This window comes from Williamsia sp. z34 (assembly GCF_059553395.1).
Window position 1 is genome coordinate 376,567 of record NZ_JCANWW010000003.1, and the last position, 14,965, is coordinate 391,531.

A 14,965-nucleotide genomic window follows, 5' to 3' on the forward strand; every position below is an offset into this window, starting at 1 on the left:
TGGCAAATGCGTCGTCCGCGGCCTTGGCCGGTCAGCGGCGCTGAGCAGGTCATGACCCAGCCGGCACCCGTCGACGCACATCACATGCGCCGACGGCACCAGTTCGCCGAAGTGCCCGAGGTTTTCAGCCGGTGAGCACGTTGGCAACAAATGTCTCGACGCGATGACGTAGTCCCGCTACTGATTCGGCTCGCAGCGCATCGAGATCAGTGTCTTTGTGGAAAGCCGGCGGGAGCCGGCGGGCGTTACGTGGACAGCTGAAGTCCTCGCAAACAAGAACACCGATCGTGTCGCCGCGGCGGCCCGCAGGCCCGGCCCGGCGAGCGGAGAACAATACCGCTGCACTCGACAGGTTGACATCACGGCACCAGACACACATCGCGCGGCGCTTCGACACGGCAGCAGCCCGCGTCAACAGCAGTGTGACGAGTTCACCGTTGTGGGGCACACAGATGTAGCCCCGATGCGGGATCTTCGAATCCCGCCATCCGTAGAAGTCGAGTGCATCGAAGTTGGTGTCGTCAAAGTCAATCGGGAAGGTGACGCGCTTGAGTTCGCTGCGCGTCGCGCCTCGAAACGAGTCGATGATCTGCTGACGGGTGAGGGTTTGCACCGTGAATCCATTCCGGCAGGCACATGGCTATGCGTGGTACCTGCCATTGGAGAGCCGCGCCTGCGACGCGGTGGGTCGAATCCCGGAAGGCCCGGGGTGAGGGCATGACTGCGCAGCCGACCGTGATGGTCAGCTGCGGGGCACAGTCATCTTGCAGCGGCGCACGCAGCGCCGGCACCTGCCTCGTCTCGATGGATCACCAAGCCACCGTACAGCGCAGCAACGGCCGCTGCATCTCAATTGATCTGTCGTGGTGGGTGCTTGAACAGCAGAATGGCGCTGCGTGTGCAGTCGGTTTCGTTGCGAGTTCGCCCGATCAGGTACCGGTGAGCACCGCGGATATCTCCTGGCCGGCTTCGCGGATCAGCGTGATGATCCTCGTCCGGCGTTGGGCATCGGTGCGGAAGATCGGGGCCGCCGTGCCGATCGATGCGACGACCTTGCCGTGTGAGGTGATGGCTGCCGCGGTACCCCAGATCCCGTCGTCGACCTCTTCGTAGCTCTCGGTCCATCCCTCGGCGCGGACTGCGTCGAGCGACTCGTGGCCGAGGAGGCTGACCGCCGCCGGATCCAGGGTGGGCAAGACCTTGGCGAGGTGTTCGTCGCGTTCGCGAGGCGTCATGGCCGCCAGTAACACTCGGGCCATCGATCCACGATGCAACGACATCGCCTGTCCGCGGTCGAACTGAAGTCGAACGGGCCGACGGGATTCGACGCGATCGACACAGTAGACGGCGTCGCCGCTGCGGCGCGCGATCAGGACGGTCTCATCGATCTCGTCGCGGATGCGGGTGATGTACGGGAGGGCGATGTCCATCAGCGGAGGCCGGGCGGCCTCGCATGCCGCGGCCAGGCCGATGACCCTGTCTGTGACGCGGTACGCGCTGTCGGGCGCTCCCTCGAGTAGTCCGACCTCGCGCAACAACGCGACATAACGATAGGTGGACGTGGCGGAGAGGTCGAGTTGGCTGGACAGCTCTGCGACCGTCCAGGTCGGGCGCTGCTCGGTGAAGCACAACAACGTGTTGAGTAGCTTTCGACTGCTACCGGCACCTGAGACGCGATGTTCTGACGAACCGTTGACCATCTGGCGGCATTCTCCTCAAGGATCGGGGCTCGGTATGACTTCCCCACGTCGGTTCTCAGTTCCCACATTATGCAGACGTCCATGACGCGGAGTGGGCTAAAGACAGCAATTTAACATTTCTACAATATGGTGACGCTAGAGTCGCAATTTGGTAATCAGTCCGCCGAGCTTCGGCGCAGAAGAAAGTGGGACCGGCATGTTCGTGCACCAGGGCACCCTCACACTACGTAGTGATGTCACCGCCGCGCAGATCGACGACATCGTCGGCGGACTGCTCGACCTCCCGAACTCGATTCCCGAAGTCGCCGCCGCCCAGGTCGCGCGAGATGCCGGACTCTCTGAGGGCAACGCGCACTTGACGTTTCGGATGAGCTTTGTCGACGCGGCCGCGTGGCAGGCCTATCGGGTCCATCCCGCACACGTTGCGGTGATCAAGGACTTCATCGCTCCGGTCCTGGAATCCAAAGCCTTTGTCCAGTACGACGAAGCGGCCATGGTCACCTCCTGATGAACACGCCTGCGCAGCAGCACCTCGGAGGTAACGCCGGCGCCGACGGCGAATTGGGCAGATCCACCTCGGGTTTCGGGGGCAGCCTGCCGTTGGGAAATCGGCCGGCCCTGATCATCATCGACCCGGCCAAGGCCTATACCGAGCCGACATCACCACTGTTCGCCGGGGTGGGCACCGCGGTGGAGGCGATGATCGCGTTGCGCGCCCGTGCGGCCGATGCCGGCATCCCCGTCGTGTTCACCCGGGTCCACTATGCCGACGAGACGGGGGCTCTGGGCGGTCGCTTCTACCAGAAGGTGCCGTCGCTGCGGTGTTTTGTGGAAGGTAACCCGCTGGGCGACTTCATCTCCGGCCTCGAGCCGCGCGATGGTGACGTGGTGGTCACCAAGCACTATCCCAGTGCGTTCTTCGGAACGGACCTGGCTGCGGCTCTACACGTCCGTGGAATCGACACCTTGCTGATCGCGGGACTGTCGACGAGCGGTTGCGTGCGGGCGAGCACCATCGATGCCATGCAGTACGGGTTCGTGCCCGTCGTCGTCCGTGAGGCGGTCGGCGACCCGAATCCGGATGCCCACCTCTCCAACTTGCGGGACATCGCCACCAAGTGCGGGGAGGTCCGATCGCTCGCTGAGATTTCCCACTATCTGGACGATTTGGCCTGACGTCGCCAGTCGGTGGTTTCCAGATAGTGGGAATAGGCAGCGAATTCTGGCGCCGAAGACTTGATTTACGTAAAGGTTACAGAAGGCATGATGCAGATCGTTCGCGCCCGCATCCGAGCGTTTCGCGGACCGGAACGCCACTGAAAGCGCTGGTCACAGGCGCCCGGGGCACCACTTCGGTTCGGCCCGAGTCCTTCTGCGCCGCAGCTTGTTCACACGTACGAAACATACGGTCAGTCATTCCCGCATAGTGGATGATTAGCGACGTTCAGGGTATTGACGTTGTTAATCCAGCCACATAATCTCCTCGGTATCCACTATGTGGCGGAACCGTTTCCGCATTGCGATAGGAACCTATGAACGTCGAGTTGAGCCAACAGGCACGAGCGAGCCTCCAGTTCCTCGGCGCTGTCCAGGAGTTCGCAGGCGGGACCCTGCAGAAGCGGGCGGCCGAAGAATATGAGCGGGCCGTTCCGAATCCGCCGACGGGGCTCGACGATCAGCGCGAATCTGTGTATGCGGCACTTGAGAATTCGTCTGCATGGGCCTTCGACAGGTTGCTGACCCGGTGGGTCGCCGAAGAGATCTACGTGCGCGCACTCCCGGCCATCGAGACGATCCGGCCGCAGACCGAGCAGTTCCTCGACGTGACGACTCCGAGCGGATCCCTGACGCTCGACGCCGATCTGGTGCCGCCGGCCTACTGGGCGCACGGCTTCCACCTCACGCCCGGCGGGTGGGACGGACACGATCTGATGGGACCCGCGATCTCCGAGCTCGCCTTTGCGTACGTGCTCAGCCCCGGCGGGGTCGGGGCGGTACGTACCGGCGAGAACTTGAACGACCAGCGCACCATGGTCGCCGCCGAGGCCCCGCGCGAGACGTATCGCCACATCGTCGAATTGGGTGCCAGCGGTGGGCGATACACCTTCAAGCTGCGCAACGCCTACCCGTCCGCTGCGATCACGGCCATCGAATTGTCCGAGACCGCCTTGCGGTTCGCCTATGCGCAGGCGTCGGTGGTCGATGCCGGGATCGACTGGGTACAGGCTGCCGCCGAGAACACCGGGCTGCCGGATGGCTGCGCCGATCTGGTCACCAGCTACACCCTCATGCATGAGGTCCCTGAAGAGGTGAACCGCCAGATCGTCGCCGAGGCCTTCCGCGTTCTCGAGCCCGGTGGCGACCTGGTCATCAGTGAGATCGCGCCATACGAACACCATTCGGCGTTCCGGGCCGTGGTGCTCGACTGGGAGACCGAGAACAGAGGCGAACCTTACTGGCGTGAGGTGATGGCGATGGACCTCCCGGCCGTGCTCGCCGACGCCGGATTCGTCGACATCGAAGCCTATGGCGTCGGTGGCGGGATCTATCCCTGGATCACCCGGGCACGAAAGCCCCTGACCACGAACGGAACCGCCAAATGAGCACCGTTGACACCCCGGCCGGCGAGCAGGCGGTCCGTCCCGACTATCTCGGCGACACCAAGACCGACGACCTGGCCCGGATGCTGTTGGAACTGACCTCTGAGGTCTGGGCCCTGCGGGACCGCAACGTGGTTCTCGAGCGGCTCCTGACCGAACACGGGGTGCTGTCGGCAGGTGAGGTCGATGCCTATCAGCCCGACGAACAGCTGGCCTCGGACCTGTTGGCGCAGCGACGTTCTCTTGCTCGCCGGGTACTCGGTGCGGTGCTGCCCTCCGAAGAGCGCACCGCTGCCGCCCTGCGCGATCACTGACCGTTTTCACGGTTCTTCCACTCGTTCGGATCCGCCCAGGTAGGGCGGACCGTCGCCATCCTCATCACCCATCACACCCACCAGGAGTAGCCACATGTCGCTGCATTCTTCATATTTCGGGATCTCGCGGGGCGCGAGCACCCGCCATCGCCTGCGCCGGCTCGGCACCGCGGGCATCGGCGTCATCGTCGCGACCGGACTGGTCAGCGCCTGTGCCCCCGACGAGTCGGCCGGTACGAGTAGCGACAGCATCGTGATCGGTACCTCGACCTCGATCAACCCGCTGACCGGCTTGAACTCGTCGTACCAGACCTACCAGTACAACGCATTCGATTCGCTGGTGCGCTGGCTCGCCGATGACGAAGAGGCCCAGCCCCGTATCGCGAGCGAGTGGACCAACGTCGATCCCCTCACCACCGACTTCACCATCCGTGATGGCGTCAAATTCCATGATGGCACGACACTGACGGCACGCGATGTGGCGTTCTCGTTCAATGAGATCATCGCCGAGAAGTTCGTGACGGCATCCAACCTCGCGAACATCGAAAGCGTCACGGCGCTGGATGATTCGACTGTTCGGATCGTCACCAAGACCCCGGAACCGCTGCTGCTCAACATCGTTGCGCAGGTCTTCATCGTGCCGGAGGCCGCCTGGGAGGCGGCCGGTGGCGCGGACGGGTTCGCCGCCAACCCGATCGGCAGCGGACCGTACGAGATCACCGAGTTCGACATCGAGAACTCGGTCACCTTCGAGGCTTTCGACGAGTTCTGGGGTGAGGCGCCGGCGACCGACACCGTCGAACTGCGGTACTTCTCTGATTCCAGCGCGCTGGCCTCGGCTTTCGAATCCGGACAGCTGACGGTGGCGCACGAACTTCCGGGCGCATCGCTGCAGACGCTCAAGGGTGATGACCGCTACGAGGTCACCGCATCGTTCAGCGGTAGCCAGAACATGTTCCAGTTCAACACCAACAAGGCGCCCTTCGACAACGAAAAAGTCCGTCGGGCAGCCAATCTGGCGATCGATGCACCCGCTCTCATCGACGCGCTGACCTATGGGGCAGGCACACTCGAGGACGGCCAGTTGCCGATCGAGGGCGTCTTCGGCCACACCGACACCATCTCCCGTCCGGAATACAACCCCGACGAGGCCCGCACCCTGCTGAAGCAGGCCGGCGCCGAGGGAACCCCGATCACCATTTCCGGGATGTCTCTCTACCGGCCCCTGCTCGAGGCGGTCGGCGGACAGCTGGCCGAGGCCGGCTTCAAGCCGACGATCGAGGCAAACGAGACCGCCGTGTGGTTGCAGCAGTTCCGTTCGGGCACCAATGCCGACATCTTCTTCCGGGGCACCTCGTACACCGGCGTCTTCGACGCAGATCGCCCGTTCTCGTTCATCTCGCAGGGCGAGCGTCCGTTGGTGACCGACCCGAAGTGGACCGAGCTGTACCAGGCCACCAAGACCGAGATGGACCGGGATGCGCGGGAACAGAAGCTGATTGCCGCCAGCCAGTACCTGCTCGACAAGAACTATGTGCTCTACACCTACGGTCGTCCGTCGGTCGGAGCCGTTGTCGCCGGAACCTCCGGCGTCGACTTCGGCACCGGCATCATGTTGCAGTTCGACACCGTGTCGACCTCGTCCGATAGCTGACCCGACCAGCCGAAGTTGACCCGAGAACGAAGGTGAACATGAACACCACCACCCTTCCCGCAGGCGAGTTGATCGATCAGCGCGGTCGCGCCGAACTGGAGTTCCTGCAGGCGTTGCGCGTCGGACTTGCGCCATTGCGCAACCGGATCCGGGCGACGGTCCAGGACTCCGGGGCACTCGAGGCGCCGTTCGTGGGCATCGAGGATCTGCGGGAACGGGTGGATGGTGTTCTGGCCGACAACGCCGATCATCGGATCGTCGGGGCCGTCCTCCGGTGGAGTCGCCAGGCGGCGACTCCCCGGGCGGTCGCGGCATTCGAACGTCGCCGGGAGGTCCTGGCACCTCTGGCGGCTCCGGCCGGCACCGTGGTCGACACCGGCGCGAACCCGCCGCGGTACTGGGACTACGAGTTCCACGCCACGGCGGGTGGCTGGGATGGGCACCCGGACATGGGCTTTGTGCACCACGAGATGATCTATCACTTCTTGCTCAAGAAGATCTATCCAGGTGACCTGTTCGCCCAACGTCGTCAGGTGGCCGCCGCGGCGCCCCGGGACGACTACCGACGCATCGTGGATATGGGTTGTGGCACCGGCCAATACACGCTGCAGCTGGCGCAGGAGTATCCAGAGGCCGCGATCACGGCTGTCGACCTGTCGCGGACGCAGGTTCGCTACGCGCTGCGGCGGGCCGAGGACGCCGGCACGGCGATCACGGCCGTCCACGCCAACGTCGAGTCCACGGGGCTCCCGGACGGATGTGCAGACCTGGTGACGGCATTCATCCTGCACCACGAAATGCCACCACACGCGACGCGGAACACGTTCGTTGAAGCGTTCCGTCTGCTCGAACCCGGTGGGCACGTGCACTTCTCGGACGTGGCACCCTACGCACACCGATCTCCGTACCAGGCCTGGCTCGACGACTGGGATGCCGAGCACGGAAATGAACCATGGTGGCGTACCGCCGCCACCCTCGACCTCGAAGCGGCGGCCCGCGCCGCCGGATTCGTCGATGTCCAACAGCAGGCATTGGGCGCCGACGCCTATCCCTGGGTCATCACCGCCACCAAGCCCGCACAGGAGCAACTGTCGTGAATCCCGCGCCCACCGTGGATGTTTCGAAGCAGCAGACCGGCGCCGACATCGCACTGTCGATGCGCGAGCTCACCGTCGCACTGCCACGCAGCGGCAGTGCAGATCTGCAGATCCTGCACGGAGTCGACCTGGAGGTTCCGGCCGGCCAGGTGGTCGCGCTGGCCGGCGAGTCCGGGTCGGGCAAGTCGACGGCAATGTTGTCGGCGTTGCGACTGCTGCCCTGGGGTGCCCGGATCGGTGGCCACATCGAGGCCGGCGGCGTCGACGTGGTCGCGATGTCGAAGCGAGAGCTGCGAGATTTCCGGGCCCGCCACGCCCGCGTCGTACTCCAGGATCCGTGGAGCTCCCTGCATCCCATGCACACGATCGGTTCCCAGCTCATCGAATCGGCGCGCTCGGGTGAACCGGGACTGTCGAAGTCGGCGGCCAGGGAACTCGCGGTCGACACCCTGACAAGGGTCGGTATCGCCGACCCCGAGGCGCGGATGAAGACGTATCCGCACCAGATGTCGGGTGGCCAGTTGCAGCGGGTGGTGATTGCGATGGCCTTGGTCGCCAAACCGACCCTGCTCTTCTGTGACGAGCCGACCACTGCTCTCGACGTCACCACACAGGCACAGATCCTCGAACTGCTCCGCACCCTCAATCGTGAGACCGGGCTGACGATCGTGATCGCGAGCCATGACCTCGACGTCATCGCGGGTATCGCGGATCGGCTGGTCGTGATGTATGCCGGGGCGGTCGTCGAGCAGGGGCCGGTCGAGGAATTGATGACCAAACCGCAGCACCCGTACACGTGGGCATTGCTGCAGACGGCCCCGGAACACAACCGGGGCAGGCGGTTACGAACGATCGAGGGCCGTCCGCCGGCGCTGGACAACCTGCCGCCCGGGTGTGCGTTCGCGCAGCGTTGTGACTTCGCGATCGACGACTGCATCAAAACCCGTCCGCGCCTGCTCCCATTGCTGTCCGCACCCGAGCACGCCACCGCCTGCCTGCGGGTGCAGCACGAAATGTCGTCCGGGGTCCAGGAGGACACCGCGGCGGCCCTCTCCGGAAAGAGCCTGACATCGTGAGCGAATCGAAGACAGACCCCGGTGTCGGCCCGGTGCTGGACATCCAAGATCTCGTGCAACATTTCCCGGGCCCCGGCGGTACCACCGTCCGCGCGGTCGACGGCGTCTCGCTGCAGGTGCGGCGGGGCGAGACCGTCGGGCTCGTCGGCGAATCCGGCAGTGGTAAAACGACTGTCGGTCGGGCCGCCCTGCGGTTGTACAAGCCGACCGACGGGAAGATCCTGTTCGAGGGCACCGACGTCACCCGGCTCAAAGGGCGGACACTGACCCGGGCACTGCGGCAACGCAGCGCCATGGTCTTTCAGAACCCGTCGACCTCGCTCAATCCGTTTCTGCGGATCGAGGACGCGCTGGCCGAACCGCTGATCGTCCATCGCGTCGGGGACCGCGACGAACGTCGACGCCGCGTGGTCGAGACACTCGACCTGGTCGGGCTCGGCGGCGAGATGGGTTCGCGCTACCCGCACGAGCTCTCCGGGGGACAACGCCAGCGGGTCGGGATCGCGCGCGCGCTGATGCTCGATCCGGCGCTGATCGTCGCCGACGAGCCGACCGCATCGCTGGACGTCTCGGTGCAGGCGCAGGTCGTCAATCTGTTGCAGGACATCCAGGCCGAACGCGAGCTCGGATACCTGTTCATCAGTCACGACCTCGCGCTGGTCCGGCACCTCAGCCACCGGATCGCCGTGATGTATCTCGGTCGCATCGTCGAAACCGGCACCGCAGCCGAGGTATTCGATGATCCGCTGCACCCGTATGCGGCATCACTGGCCTCGATGCAACTCGCCCCCGACCTGCGCATCGTGCCCGAAGGCGATCTGCCCTCGCCCAGCAATCCGCCGTCCGGCTGCCCCTTCCATCCGCGGTGCCCGATCGCACGCGACATCTGCGCCGTGGAGCGCCCCGCGCTGGTCCCGGCCGATGACGTGCGCACCGAACGGCAGGTCGCCTGCCACTTCCCCGGTGAACTCACCCTCGCCGAGAAACCGGACCACGCCACCGCTCCGGCGGCACCACTTCCCACGTCGATGCGCACCTCCCTCGCGGCCGGCTCGCCGGCTTCGTCAGCGCTCACCGCGACCAGCAGTTAGGACCTCCACCATGCCCGGATTTGCCCGCGAGGATGCCCCGTACCTCACCGCGAACGGTGACACCGACGCCCTGATGCGCATGATGCTCGAACTCGCGTCCGAGACGTGGGTTCTGCGCGACCGGTTGACGGTCATCGAGCACACCTTGGCCGGAGCAGGCATCGACCTGTCAGCCGTCGATCAGCCGGTGACCGACCCGGAACTCGCCGGCCTGCTCGCCGAACAACGCAACCTGCTCACCGAGCGGCTGATGGCGGCGGCCAGCGGGGCATCCCTGGAAGTGGTCCGGCCATGAAAGTCGCGAGCTATCTGATCCGCAAACTACTGCTGCTGGCGACCGTGATCGTCGGCGTGACCACGTTCATCTTCATCCTCGTCCGGATGTCGGGCGATGCCGCCGAACTGATGTCACCGCCCGAGGCCGGCGAGGCCACGGTCGAGGCGACGCGAGTCCGGCTCGGTCTCGACGCTCCGGTCGTGGTGCAGTACCTCGATTCGCTGCGCGGCGCCTTCACCATGGACTTCGGCACCTCGTTCGTCTCCAAGCTCGATTCCGGCTCGCAGGCGTGGTCTCGGCTGGGACCCAGTCTGTCGCTGGTCATCCCGGCGCTGCTGCTGTCGGTGTTGCTGGCCGCGGTGGTCGGCGGATACGCCGCGCTACACCAGGCCCAGTCCCGGGGCCGGCTGCTGATGGCGGTCGCCTTCGTCCTGGACGGCATTCCCTACTTCATCACCGCGTTGTTGCTCGTACTCGTCTTTGCCATCAACCTGGGCTGGTTGCCGGCGACCGGGGCCGGTGGCACGATCGGTCTGGTCCTGCCGATCATCGTCCTGACCATCCAGGGCTTCTCCACCCTGTCGCGGTTGGTCCGCGGACAACTCATCGATGCGCTCGCACAGGGCCCGGTGACCATGGCGAAGTCCAAGGGCCTCGCACCGAGGACTGTTCTGGTCAAACACGCATTCCCGCTGGCCATTCCGCCGATCGTCGCGTATCTCGGCATCCTCTTCTCGCTGTTGATCGGATCGCTGTTGATCCTGGAACCGATGCTCAACTACGCCGGGCTCGGACAACTGCTGGTGCGTAGCGTCTCGGCGCGAGACTTTCCGACGGTGCAGGCCTGTGTCTTCGTCATCGCGGTCCTGATCACCGTGATGAACATTGCAATGGATGCCATCGTGCATCTCCTCGATCCCCGACTCCGAGCGAAGGCGTCCTCATGAGCGCGACGACGACCACCACACCGCGCCGGTCACAGGGCCGGGTCCGCGAAATCATGGGCAAGGCCTGGTCGAATCCGGCCGGAAAGATCGGCTTCGGCCTGCTGGCCGTGCTGGTGATCCTGTCGGTGTTCGCACCGCTGATCGCGCCGCACGATCCGACCGCGCAGATCCTTGCCGACGCCGACACCCCGCCGATGTGGATGGGGGGAGAGGGCGGCTACCTTCTCGGCACCGACTCCCTCGGGCGAGATGTGTTCAGCCGCGTGCTCTATGGGCTGCGGCTGAGCCTGACCATCGGCGTGGTCACGGCCACCATCAGCGCGTTGCTCGGACTCCTCCTGGGCGTACTCGCCGGATACTTCGAACGATTCATCGGTCCCGCCCTGCTGCGGTTGGCCGACATCCAGTTCGCGATTCCCTTCATCGCAGTGGGCATCGCCCTGACCGCGGTCCTCGGGCCCGGCATCGTCACCCTGGTGGTCGTGCTGTCGGTGTGGTCGTGGACGATCTACGCCCGCACGATCGTGCGTTCGGTGTCCCAGGTGCGTCGCCTCGATTTCGTGGTCGCGGCCCGCACGCTCGGTGCGTCGACCTCGCGAATCATGCTGCGTCACATCGTGCCCAGCGTGATCGGACCGGTCATCGTGTTGTGGTCGGTCAGCGTGGGCGTGACCGTGTTGGCCGAGAGCGGATTGAGTCTGCTCGGGTTGGGCGTGCAGGCGCCCGGGTTCTCATTGGGGTCGATGTTGGGTGACGGTCAGACCGCGTTGCGTCTGGCCTGGTGGTCGATCGCGTTCCCGGGTGTGGCATTGCTCCTGATCGTCCTGTCCTTCAACATGATCGGCGACGCGGTCCGCGATGCCCTCAACCCCGGCGCCCATGCCAAACCGCAGAACCCGGAATTGACATGAGCCAGAGCGCGCCACAAGCCCCTGACCTCGACGAGCTGTACGGCCAGACACCAGATGACGTCGGGGGATGGATCGAAGGACTCGGTCTCGAACAGACCGTTGCCGGAACCGGTGTGCCGGCGAGCACCCGGCAGCCGGTACCTTTCCCGGCCACCGAAGAGATCATCGCGTTGGCGCCGTTCGCCGACCCGGATGTGGTCGACACCGCTGTCGAGGCGGCAAGCGCCGCAGCCGCCGGCTGGCAGGCGATCTCGTGGGCACAGCGGCGGGCCGGACTGTATCTGTTCGCCGGAGCGCTCGAAGAGGATGTCCGGACGTTGTCGACCCTGCTCGTCGCCGAGACCGGTCGCCCGCTGCGGCGTTGCGTCAGCGAGGTGCTCAGTGCCGCCCGCTTCGTCCGCACGATCGCCGACACCGCTCAGATGGACACGGACATGGTCCATCCCGGAAAATCGGTCCGGCTGACCGGACGCCCCCTGGGAGTCGTCGGAGCGATCGCGCCGTGGAACTCCCCGGTCTTGCTCGCGGTGGTGAAGGTCGCGAACGCCCTGATGGCCGGAAATACGATGGTGCTCAAGAGTTCACCGTTCACACCGCTGTCGGGTCTACGTTTCGGAATGCTGGCCCGGGAGATCTTCCCGGCAGGCGTCCTCAACGTGATCAACGGGGGCCACGAGGTCGGGGCGGCCATGGTCGCCCACCGCGGCGTGGCCAAGATCTCGTTCACCGGATCGACGGCGACCGGCAAGGTGATCGCAAGGGCCGCTGCAGATCAGCTCAAGCGGGTCACGCTCGAGCTCGGCGGCAACGATGCCGCGATCGTCATGGCGGATGCCGACCTCGGGCGGTTCGTCGAAACGGCATCCCAGGTGGGTCTGCTCAACTGCGGTGCCTTCTGTGCGGGCGTCAAGCGGATCTACGTCCACGGCAGCCGGATCGACGAGATGCTCGACCTCTTCGACAATCGTTTGCGGCCAGTGCAACTCGGCGATCCGTTCGACATCACCACCGAGATGGGGCCGATGCAGAATCGACCCCAGTACGAAAGGGTGCTGGGGCTGAAGGCCGCCGCAAGAGAAGCGGGCGGCCGGGTTCACGGACATCAGGGATCGGTTCCGGACCGGGGCCTGTTCATCGCACCTACCGTGGTGTCGGGTCTGAAACCCGGGCATCGGCTCGTGGTCGAAGAACAGTTCGGCCCGGTGCTCCCGATCATCGCCTTCGACTCGGTGGATGATGCTGTGGCCCAGGCAAATGCGAGCGAGTACGGACTCGGCGGTTCGGTGTGGGGCGCCGATGTGGAGGCCGCCGAGGCGGTTGCCACGCGGCTCGACGTCGGCTCGGCCTGGGTGAACCAACACGGCGCGTTCGACGCCGCGATCCCGATGCCGTTTGCCGGCCAATCCGGAATCGGTATCGACTACGGCGGTTTCGGCGTATACGAGCACAGTCAGCGCACGGTGGTGAACGTCGCGCGGTGAAACATCCCGCATGGTGACGGTGCCGCTCGCAGCGGTATCGTTACCCATATATTGGAAAGGCGATAACCACAATATGGAAATCACAACATTGGACTCATTTGAGTCCCGCGGCGCGGACACGGTCCGGGTAGCTGCCGCACAATTCTTCTCCGGAACCGACGTCGCTGCGAACACCGAACTGTGTGCCGCCTACATCCGGGCCGCGGCAGCGGCCGGCGCGCAGCTGGTCGTGTTGCCCGAGAACAGCAATCGGCTTCGGAACTACAGCGGCCGCGAAGAGTGCCACGAGCTCTCCGAGACACTCGAGGGTGAGTTCGTCGCCGGTCTCAAGCGGGCCTGTCGTGATGCCGGTATCCATGCCGTTGTCGGCGTGGATGTGCGAGGTGCCACGGCACCGGATGTCTACATCGCATCACTGCTGATCGGCCCGTCGGGGGACCTGCTGTACGTCCACCACAAGACGGTGTTCTGGGACTACGAGTACACGCTGTTCACCCCGGGCAGCAAGGAACTCGAGGTCATCGACACCGAGGTCGGCTGTCTCGGGCTGCTCATGTGTGCCGACGGAATCGTTCCCGACGTGCCCCGGGTGCTGGGAACCATTGGCGCGCAGGTTTTCTGCAACTCGCTCAACTCCCGTGGGCCGGATGAACTGCGGGTCCATGTTCCCCTGCGGGCCATGGAGAATCACGTGTGGCACATTGCGGCCAACACCGTAGGCGGTCCGGCCGATGCCTGGCCGTGGATGGGCGGTTCGCAGATCGTCAGTCCCACCGGCGAATCGCTCGTCTGCGCCGGTGAGGAAGACGAAGGCCTGATCTGGGCCGACATCACTCCCGGCACCGCCGACGACAAGGATGTCCCCGGTTTCGCCGACGTCCTCGGCTGGCGCCGACCGGATCTCTACGGTGACCTGATGAGCGACCATGCCTCGCTGCCCGTCGCCTCGATGCTCGGTCCGGTGGATCCGGACCGGCCGTCCCAGTTCCTCGATGTCGCAACGCTGCAGGTGTCGTACTTCCACAACCAGGAGTGGACGATCACCCGTGCGGTGGGGCAGATCGCCCACGCCGCAGCGCAGGGTGCGACTCTCGGTGTGCTGCCGGAGCTGTTCTGTTTCAAGCCCGGTGAGGTGGCCGCGGACCCGGCCGCCGCCGCGGTGGTATCGGAGCGGGTTCTCGAGACCATTTGTTCCGCGGCCAAGGAACATTCGCTGTGGGTGGTGGTCAACCTGGTCGAAGAATCCGATGGAGGGGCACACCACAGCACCGCGTATCTGATCGATCACAGTGGCACCGTCGTCTTCCGATACCGCAAGACCCACCTCGACCACGCAGATCTGCAGTGGGCGAGCCCCGGTGACGACATCGAGGTCGCCCATACCGAGATCGGGGCGATCGGGATGATGATCGGCTCAGAGGTGTGGGTACCGGAGGTGATGCGGTTGCTGACCCTGCGCGGCGCCGAAGTCGTTGTACACCCGGCGAACTGGGATCGCCGAGAGGCCCCCGAGATGGCGGCCACGGAGCGCACCGAAGAGAACCGCGTGCACCTCGTGTCGGTGAACCGGCTCGACAGCCCGGCCGTCATCGGCAGCCAGATCGTCCGCGCTGATCCGTTCATTCCCGGCCAGCCGATTGCGCTCATGCGGTATCCGTCCGCGCAGTGGACCAGGCACGGCTTTGAAGAGCAGCTGATCGTCCGGCTGGATCTGCGTGAATCGCACAACAAGATGATGGGGTACCACCTGGACCCCGTCGGTAGCCGTCAACCGCAGTTGTACGGGCCCCTGCTTGCCGAGAAGAGCTGAGACAGAA

15 protein-coding genes are annotated in these 14,965 nt (G+C 65.1%); 13 read left to right on the top strand and 2 right to left on the bottom strand.

The features are described from left to right. Positions 1 to 124: 124 nt before the first annotated feature. Together AC51GT_RS10465 and AC51GT_RS10470 are read right to left on the bottom strand one after the other, a co-directional pair. A complete protein-coding gene (locus tag AC51GT_RS10465; RefSeq protein ID WP_496328708.1) occupies positions 125 to 613 on the bottom strand; it encodes an FBP domain-containing protein in 489 nt (162 codons plus the stop codon). A 316-nt stretch (positions 614 to 929) separates the two neighbouring features. Beyond that, positions 930 to 1,700 carry an IclR family transcriptional regulator gene (locus AC51GT_RS10470; protein ID WP_496324429.1) on the bottom strand — a complete coding sequence of 257 codons (771 nt, stop codon included), beginning with the start codon at positions 1,698 to 1,700 and terminating at the stop codon, positions 930 to 932. A gap of 148 nt (positions 1,701 to 1,848) precedes the next feature. On the opposite strand from AC51GT_RS10470, the gene AC51GT_RS10475 reads away from it, so the two are divergent. The 13 genes from AC51GT_RS10475 (at position 1,849) to AC51GT_RS10535 (ending at position 14,958) form a co-directional block, all read left to right on the top strand. Next, positions 1,849 to 2,208 (top strand): Dabb family protein, encoded by a 360-nt coding sequence (locus AC51GT_RS10475; RefSeq protein ID WP_496324430.1) that lies wholly within the window; start codon positions 1,849 to 1,851, stop codon positions 2,206 to 2,208. Beyond that, positions 2,208 to 2,876, top strand: coding sequence for an isochorismatase family protein (locus AC51GT_RS10480; RefSeq protein WP_496324431.1), 669 nt, complete (start codon positions 2,208 to 2,210; stop codon positions 2,874 to 2,876). Before AC51GT_RS10475 ends, AC51GT_RS10480 begins: the two co-directional genes overlap by 1 nt. A 356-nt stretch (positions 2,877 to 3,232) precedes the next feature. Next, complete coding sequence (locus tag AC51GT_RS10485; RefSeq protein WP_496328709.1) at positions 3,233 to 4,303, top strand: class I SAM-dependent methyltransferase; 1,071 nt, start codon at positions 3,233 to 3,235, stop codon at positions 4,301 to 4,303. Then, positions 4,300 to 4,614, top strand: coding sequence for a hypothetical protein (locus AC51GT_RS10490; protein WP_496324433.1), 315 nt, complete (start codon positions 4,300 to 4,302; stop codon positions 4,612 to 4,614). Before AC51GT_RS10485 ends, AC51GT_RS10490 begins: the two co-directional genes overlap by 4 nt. A gap of 94 nt (positions 4,615 to 4,708) precedes the next feature. After that, positions 4,709 to 6,268 (top strand): ABC transporter substrate-binding protein, encoded by a 1,560-nt coding sequence (locus AC51GT_RS10495; RefSeq protein WP_496328710.1) that lies wholly within the window; start codon positions 4,709 to 4,711, stop codon positions 6,266 to 6,268. A gap of 38 nt (positions 6,269 to 6,306) precedes the next feature. Then, positions 6,307 to 7,365, top strand: coding sequence for a class I SAM-dependent methyltransferase (locus tag AC51GT_RS10500; protein ID WP_496324435.1), 1,059 nt, complete (start codon positions 6,307 to 6,309; stop codon positions 7,363 to 7,365). Further along, entirely contained in the window at positions 7,362 to 8,441 is a 1,080-nt protein-coding gene (locus tag AC51GT_RS10505) for an ABC transporter ATP-binding protein (protein WP_496324436.1), read from the top strand. Before AC51GT_RS10500 ends, AC51GT_RS10505 begins: the two co-directional genes overlap by 4 nt. Beyond that, positions 8,438 to 9,532, top strand: coding sequence for an ABC transporter ATP-binding protein (locus AC51GT_RS10510; protein WP_496328711.1), 1,095 nt, complete (start codon positions 8,438 to 8,440; stop codon positions 9,530 to 9,532). Before AC51GT_RS10505 ends, AC51GT_RS10510 begins: the two co-directional genes overlap by 4 nt. Before the next feature lie 10 nt (positions 9,533 to 9,542). Then, positions 9,543 to 9,827 carry a hypothetical protein gene (locus AC51GT_RS10515; RefSeq protein ID WP_496328712.1) on the top strand — a complete coding sequence of 95 codons (285 nt, stop codon included), beginning with the start codon at positions 9,543 to 9,545 and terminating at the stop codon, positions 9,825 to 9,827. Then, complete coding sequence (locus AC51GT_RS10520) at positions 9,824 to 10,756, top strand: ABC transporter permease (RefSeq protein ID WP_496328713.1); 933 nt, start codon at positions 9,824 to 9,826, stop codon at positions 10,754 to 10,756. Before AC51GT_RS10515 ends, AC51GT_RS10520 begins: the two co-directional genes overlap by 4 nt. Beyond that, positions 10,753 to 11,667 carry an ABC transporter permease gene (locus AC51GT_RS10525; protein WP_496324440.1) on the top strand — a complete coding sequence of 305 codons (915 nt, stop codon included), beginning with the start codon at positions 10,753 to 10,755 and terminating at the stop codon, positions 11,665 to 11,667. The genes AC51GT_RS10520 and AC51GT_RS10525 overlap by 4 nt, the downstream gene beginning before the upstream one ends. Next, complete coding sequence (locus AC51GT_RS10530; RefSeq protein ID WP_496328714.1) at positions 11,664 to 13,148, top strand: aldehyde dehydrogenase family protein; 1,485 nt, start codon at positions 11,664 to 11,666, stop codon at positions 13,146 to 13,148. Before AC51GT_RS10525 ends, AC51GT_RS10530 begins: the two co-directional genes overlap by 4 nt. A gap of 73 nt (positions 13,149 to 13,221) precedes the next feature. Beyond that, the gene (locus AC51GT_RS10535; RefSeq protein ID WP_496328715.1) at positions 13,222 to 14,958 is read left to right on the top strand and encodes a nitrilase-related carbon-nitrogen hydrolase; all 1,737 of its coding nucleotides are present in this window, start codon (positions 13,222 to 13,224) and stop codon (positions 14,956 to 14,958) included. The last annotated feature ends 7 nt before the right edge of the window (positions 14,959 to 14,965 follow it).

Coding starts and splice junctions, on each gene's coding strand:
- AC51GT_RS10470 (WP_496324429.1), bottom strand. CDS start 1,700: ATGGTCAACGGTTCGTCAGAACATCGCGTCTCAGGTGCCGGTAGCAGT.
- AC51GT_RS10480 (WP_496324431.1), top strand. CDS start 2,208: ATGAACACGCCTGCGCAGCAGCACCTCGGAGGTAACGCCGGCGCCGAC.
- AC51GT_RS10485 (WP_496328709.1), top strand. CDS start 3,233: ATGAACGTCGAGTTGAGCCAACAGGCACGAGCGAGCCTCCAGTTCCTC.
- AC51GT_RS10490 (WP_496324433.1), top strand. CDS start 4,300: ATGAGCACCGTTGACACCCCGGCCGGCGAGCAGGCGGTCCGTCCCGAC.
- AC51GT_RS10495 (WP_496328710.1), top strand. CDS start 4,709: ATGTCGCTGCATTCTTCATATTTCGGGATCTCGCGGGGCGCGAGCACC.
- AC51GT_RS10500 (WP_496324435.1), top strand. CDS start 6,307: ATGAACACCACCACCCTTCCCGCAGGCGAGTTGATCGATCAGCGCGGT.
- AC51GT_RS10515 (WP_496328712.1), top strand. CDS start 9,543: ATGCCCGGATTTGCCCGCGAGGATGCCCCGTACCTCACCGCGAACGGT.
- AC51GT_RS10520 (WP_496328713.1), top strand. CDS start 9,824: ATGAAAGTCGCGAGCTATCTGATCCGCAAACTACTGCTGCTGGCGACC.
- AC51GT_RS10525 (WP_496324440.1), top strand. CDS start 10,753: ATGAGCGCGACGACGACCACCACACCGCGCCGGTCACAGGGCCGGGTC.
- AC51GT_RS10530 (WP_496328714.1), top strand. CDS start 11,664: ATGAGCCAGAGCGCGCCACAAGCCCCTGACCTCGACGAGCTGTACGGC.
- AC51GT_RS10535 (WP_496328715.1), top strand. CDS start 13,222: ATGGAAATCACAACATTGGACTCATTTGAGTCCCGCGGCGCGGACACG.